Source organism: Bradyrhizobium sp. LeoA1Lang (assembly GCF_055413685.1).
This window is the reverse complement of sequence record NZ_JBVAPG010000292.1, coordinates 1-5,295: the sequence shown is the minus strand read 5'-3', so window position 1 is coordinate 5,295 and position 5,295 is coordinate 1. Positions and strand designations below refer to the sequence as shown.

At 59.5% G+C, this 5,295-nt stretch carries 5 protein-coding genes and 1 pseudogene; 1 reads left to right on the top strand and 5 read right to left on the bottom strand.

Annotation, left to right across the window (positions count from 1 at the left end; translation table 11 throughout):
• Positions 1-173 precede the first annotated feature (173 nt).
• Positions 174-398 (top strand): hypothetical protein, encoded by a 225-nt coding sequence (locus tag ACZYOF_RS41935; RefSeq protein WP_028169375.1) that lies wholly within the window; start codon positions 174-176, stop codon positions 396-398.
• Between the two features lie 119 nt (positions 399-517).
• On the opposite strand, the gene ACZYOF_RS41930 is transcribed toward ACZYOF_RS41935, so the two are convergent.
• The 5 genes and pseudogenes from ACZYOF_RS41930 to ACZYOF_RS41910 all read right to left on the bottom strand — a co-directional run.
• Positions 518-643, bottom strand: coding sequence for a hypothetical protein (locus ACZYOF_RS41930; protein WP_283813353.1), 126 nt, complete (start codon positions 641-643; stop codon positions 518-520).
• Between the two features lie 150 nt (positions 644-793).
• Complete coding sequence (locus tag ACZYOF_RS41925) at positions 794-2,878, bottom strand: hypothetical protein (protein ID WP_245287708.1); 2,085 nt, start codon at positions 2,876-2,878, stop codon at positions 794-796.
• Positions 2,879-3,538: 660 nt separating this feature from the next.
• Positions 3,539-4,210 carry a hypothetical protein gene (locus ACZYOF_RS41920; protein WP_028169373.1) on the bottom strand — a complete coding sequence of 224 codons (672 nt, stop codon included), beginning with the start codon at positions 4,208-4,210 and terminating at the stop codon, positions 3,539-3,541.
• Positions 4,211-4,258: 48 nt separating this feature from the next.
• A pseudogene (locus ACZYOF_RS41915) lies at positions 4,259-4,781 on the bottom strand (hypothetical protein); the annotation flags it as partial.
• An 82-nt stretch (positions 4,782-4,863) separates the two neighbouring features.
• Positions 4,864-5,295, bottom strand: a 432-nt coding sequence (locus tag ACZYOF_RS41910) for a transposase (protein ID WP_463719411.1), incomplete at its 5' end; no start/stop codon positions are given.

The window sequence follows — 5,295 nt, the reverse complement described above, 5'->3', positions numbered from 1 at the left end:
GTGTGATGGGCACTCCGCGACGTCCCCAGTCCCTCCGATCCTGCGAGCAATGACGCAACCTCAGACCGGCCGACAGTCGGCGCTACGTCCGTCAAGCGAAAGTAACATCCTCAGATGAGGCAATACGGAGAGCCAAATTTGAACGCCGATTGACAGATTGGACTACGCCCGAGTTGCTCGACCTGCAGATTCTGTTCCTCCGGGCCGCGCGCGTCGTCGACGATCGGAGCCTGGACCTACCCATGCCTTTGCGCGGCCTGATTGCCAGCAAGCTGGAGAAATCCGGCGTCCCAGCGCCGCAGACCGCAAAAATCAAAGGGTTCGTTCCGATCGGACGATCCGACCGGGGCAGTCTGTACGACGAGTCACTCCCTCCCGGTCTGATCCTGATCGAATAGACATGCGCGAGGCCCGCGCCGCTAGCGGCCATGCCGCCGCGCCGCCGAGAAGCGTGATGTCAAGCACTGTCGCCGCCGCAGCGGTTTAAAGCCCATTTCTTCCTTGAGGCGTGTTCCGATCAGCTTGCGGCCAAGCCGGACCCTGTCGGCGTGGCGGTAAGTCCCAGGTCTGCCAGCACATCGAGCAGCCGCTCGAGTGCTGCGCGGACCTCGGCACCAAGTAAGTTGAATTTTGCCTTTGCCATTTCCTTTTATCCAAACGCTTATGCCGTCCTCGCGCAGGCCGCTTCCCATAGGCGCCCGTGGCGCGAGCAAGCCTATGCCAGTGGCTGGACGGTGGACACTTCCCCGGTTCGCTGCCCCGTTGCCCCGAGGTTGCAGCCCAAGCGCGTTCCTCAGCCAGCTTCAGGATAAATACGAACACGGGAGCCGCCGTCCGTCTCCTGCAGCTCGGCCCTGTAAGGCACGCCGCGGATGTTGATATATGTCGGGCGCCCGACTTCCGGCATCCGGCGCTCCCCCTCTAGTACACGAACAAGGTAAGTCGGAAGCCAGCGTTCGCGGTGCTGCCACCCCCCGCGGATAAGAAACCCAAGATCCGCGACGGGCTGACGGGATGGCCCAGCTTCATTCATCGGCCTCGCGCGAGGATGATGGATGAGACGAACGTCCCTGCGCCCTGCCGGCCCAAACGTGGCCGAGTAATGCTCGCCGTTGATCGCGAACCGGCTTGGGCCGAACTGGTTCGGCAGGAGATTGATGTTACTCAGTACGTCGATCAGGACTTCTGAGGCCGGTTGCGAGCCGTGGCGCCAGCCCTCGCCGACGATAGGTCCGATATCCAGTAGATCCTGAGGGGCCCCTGATGGCCCGACGAACGACGGCGGTCTGGCGAAGTCAGGCGCCGGCGCAGAGTGAGCATCGTCCCGCAATTGATACGGTGTGGGCGGATTCAGGTTAACCAGTGGCTCTAGACCGCCGTAGATGTCTGATGACGGGGCTCTGGCAGAGGATGGCTCGGGTTCTTGCATCTGCTCCCTAAACCAATCCCAAGCTCCCGCGCTCGGGGTGGCCGGCGTTGCGGGAAGTCCTTGCGACGGGCTGGGCTGTGGGCTATGGCGCAGTGTGAGCGTGGATGTCGCGGGTTCTTGCATCGCCTCTCTAAACCAATCCCAAGCGCCCGCGCTCGGGGTGGCCGGCGTCGCCGGAAGCTCCTGCGGCGAAGCGTTCTGCCGAGCGCCTTCCCCGGCGAGCGGACGCGCGTGCTCAGGAGGAGGCAACCCTAGCGCTCTGTTCGCCTCGAGGACTTGTTGGTATCGCCGAAGCCTGAGCAAATCGGCATTGATTTTGGTGTCCTCGGTTTGCTGCCTGTACTGTTCAACATCTCGGGTCAGCCCATCGTCATTGAGTCGGCCAGCCATGGCCCCCTTGTCGCGCGTTTGCAGCCAATCACTCAGCCTGTAAAGGCGGCGTGCGTGTCGATCGACAGTCTCCGGCTCAATCCTGTGTGTCGCCTTTTCCGCGCTGGCCCACATGTCGATGAGGGTTGCGTCTGCGGGATAAGGAACAAGGCGGCGGATATCGACTGACAACGTTCTTCCGGTGCCGACGTCGCGGAGCTTTTTCAATGCCGCTTTGATGCGCCTGCTGCGATCATTCGCATAGGTTTCCACATCGTCATCCAAGCCAGCTTCCAACTCGGGGTTGCCAATTCGATCCGCGATTGATGGCCTCCCGTTCTGGCTAAGGCGGGCGCTCAAATGGCGCAGATCGGCTATCGCGTTTTTGATGGTGCCGTCGCCCAGTGGTTTGGTGCCGTCGTCCTGGGTGACACTGGCTTTGCTTTTGAAGTCCTCAAACAGCGCCTCGTCCTCCTCAGGGACCCCGCGTGTTCGGCCGGGCTGCTTGGCGTAATCCACGCGAAACTTCGTTGAAAGGATCTCTTGCCGAGCCGTGGAGCCAGACGGCTTTTCGCCGTGGCTCGCCCCAAACGCCTTTCCAACCCCTGATTTGATACGCGACCACAGTCCGCGATTTTTCCTGTTCTTCGTCTCAGTCGCGGGCTGCTCCTCAGATGGCAGGGTATAGCGCGTACTGCTGAACAGATCATCCCGCAAATTGGACCGCGGCGATACTTGGGCCGAAGCTCGAAAGTTAGCGCGGGGGAGGTCCACGCTGTGGCGCGTGCTGCTGAACGAGTTGTCCCTCAAGCGCGAGTGTGGCGGCATCCGCATTGAACCGCCGAGGGCACCGCGCCGGAGTCCTTCACCGCCGTCTGCGGGACCCTCATCAGGCGAACTAGACTTTGCGGAGTTCTCATCAGACGAATTGAGCTGCAACTCGTCCATTTGCTGTTCAAAGCTTGCTTGCGGGCTCGTGGTGCCCGATTGCTGCCCCACCTGCGGCTGCTGATAGTACGCTTGCGCGAATCCTTCCACATCAAAATCAAACAGGTTGAAATTGTTATTCGTTCGCTCCATGGCACCTCACATCACATAGCAAAGCTCGTATCTGGCGCACGGCAAGGTGATTGAGTGAAAGCGATGGAATTTTCGGCCGAGAATCCGGCTGCCGAAGCCTGAAACCAGCACACAATCACCATCATTTGCCGCGGCCGAGACCGCCGCCAACGCCTCCGATTACTCCGAGATCAAGCACTCCGATGTTCATTCCTTCATGATAGGTGGCGTCGCCGTCTAGATATCGAGGTTCTCATCCTAAGAGAGTTAGCTGTTAAGAAGCTGACGAGTGTCAGAAGGGCACAATGTGAAAATGGCGCCGGCGTTGTTTCTCAAGAAATATGCGGTGCACGTGCCACGTGATTTTCGTTCAAACCACGTATAAGGCCGTCCCGACACGGCACGTCGGATCAATACGAGCCTTCCCGTGGCACATCGTGAATGACCATGATCGAGCTAGATCAATCATGGCCTCTCGATCAAGCGCTAGGCTCGATCGGGAGGCACGCCGCTCCCAGTTTAAGCACGCCTCCTGCGCTACGCGCCCATCGGTACTGTCCGAACTATCCTGATAGCGGGCACACAACCTCGCCAATCTTTCGGAAACCATGCGCCGCAAGCACTCCGATGAAACCTCAAACACTCTTGTATCACGGGAGCTCTCCACATGTAGAGCCCGACTCAAGGCGACGGCTGTAGCATCGCTAATAGCTCGAGATCGCGGAACATGGTGTAATTCCGCCGGATCCACTGATGCAACTCGCTGGACGAATCCTTCTCGTCGCGAAGATATCCCGTGAATGAGAAGCTCAGTCGGTCGACGTAAGTCTTTAGAAATACCGGTAGCGCCGAAAAGCGGAGTACACGGCCGCCATCCATGGCGTCAGGTAACTCTCCGCGCAGCACGAATTCGTTGTGGACGGTGACCAGCGCCCCCGGCGGAATCCGCCGCCGCAGCATCTCATAGCTGCGCGAGGAGGCGCGGTCGCTAGCGGCGACGAATAGGATGATGGGGGCGACACGGCGACCGAGCGCCTCCTTCATGAAGCCGATCTCCTCGCACATCTTGAAGAATTCATCGAAGGCATGGAAGCCGAGGTCGATGACCTTGGCCACTCGGTCGTGCAGGATAAGCCGGTCCATCAGCTGCATCTTGCCGTAGGTGTCGATCACATCCGCCGTCTCAGTGATGTTAGGGGGGTAATCGACGAGTGACGGCTCCTTCAGGTTGACGTCGAAGGAGAGCGCAGAGCCGTTCTTCAGCAGCAAGAACTCGCTCAGAAGACGAGAGACGAGGGTCTTGCCGACCTGCGGGGTCGGAGAGCAGATGATGTAGACGGGCGTGGCTAACATCGAGCGAGTTTGGTAGGGGGTTCAGGCCTTCAATGGGCGAACGAGCGATTATTTTTCGCCGCCGCCGGTCACTGACTTGGCGCCTGCCACTTCAGTCAAGTTGATGCGATCATATTCGCGCCACACATTGGCGAGCCAGTGCCGGACATACCCGCGCAGCACGAACGAGTAGTTCGCGGCCTCGTCGTGCCGGCCCTTGTTGGCTATGAAGTCGACGAACGGGACGGAAGCAACTTCGACTTGCTCATAGGCCATCTCATTGAGCTTAGGGATCGTCAACTCGGTCGCGTTCTTGATTCGGTGGAAATAGGAGATGTAGGTCGACTGGTCCCACTGGAAGAACTGAGTGTCGTTGATGAAGTTCTTGACCAGAAAATATTTTGCACCAGCCATGAAATTGGCGGTCTCGGCGATCTCGTCCAGGGAAGCGATGGAGGATCCCAAGGTATGGAATACGGCAAAGGTGATCTGGCCAGACCGCGCAGCATCCAAAAAGCCGATGTCGCGCAATGAAGCCAGCGCCTTGGACAGTAAGCCTGCTGCGGGCGTCGATCACAGTGACGGATAGCCCTAACAGTCTGCTGAAAAACGTGAGGAATGAAGCGTTTTTTTTTCTGTTGAGGAGGCCTCGTTGGGCTGGCGCGTCCGGGAGGCTAGGTCTGGGCTGGCTGGGCTGCAACCAGTTTGGGGATGCGGATCAGATTATAGGCGATCAGATTGAGCAGGAAATCGGCGGCGACGCGACCGATGCCGCGATGTTTGGTCTTGCGCATGGTCCCGTGCTGCTTGCCCCAACCGAAGATGCACTCGATCATCGCCCGGCGCGATTGTGACATGCCGTATCCCGGATGCCGCGTGGTTCGTCCGTCGATGGCGCTGTTGCGGTTCTTGCCGGTTTTGGTGACGGCCTGGTTCTGCGTCACATGCGGTGTCACGTTGATGGCACGAAGATTGGCCACGTGATCGGCGGTATCGTACGCCTTGTCCTCGCCGGCCGTGATGCGGTGGCCGGCGGCTTTGCCTTGGGCCTTCAGCATGATCTCCGAGGCGCGGCGTTCGGTCGCCAGCCCATGCCGGTTCTCCAT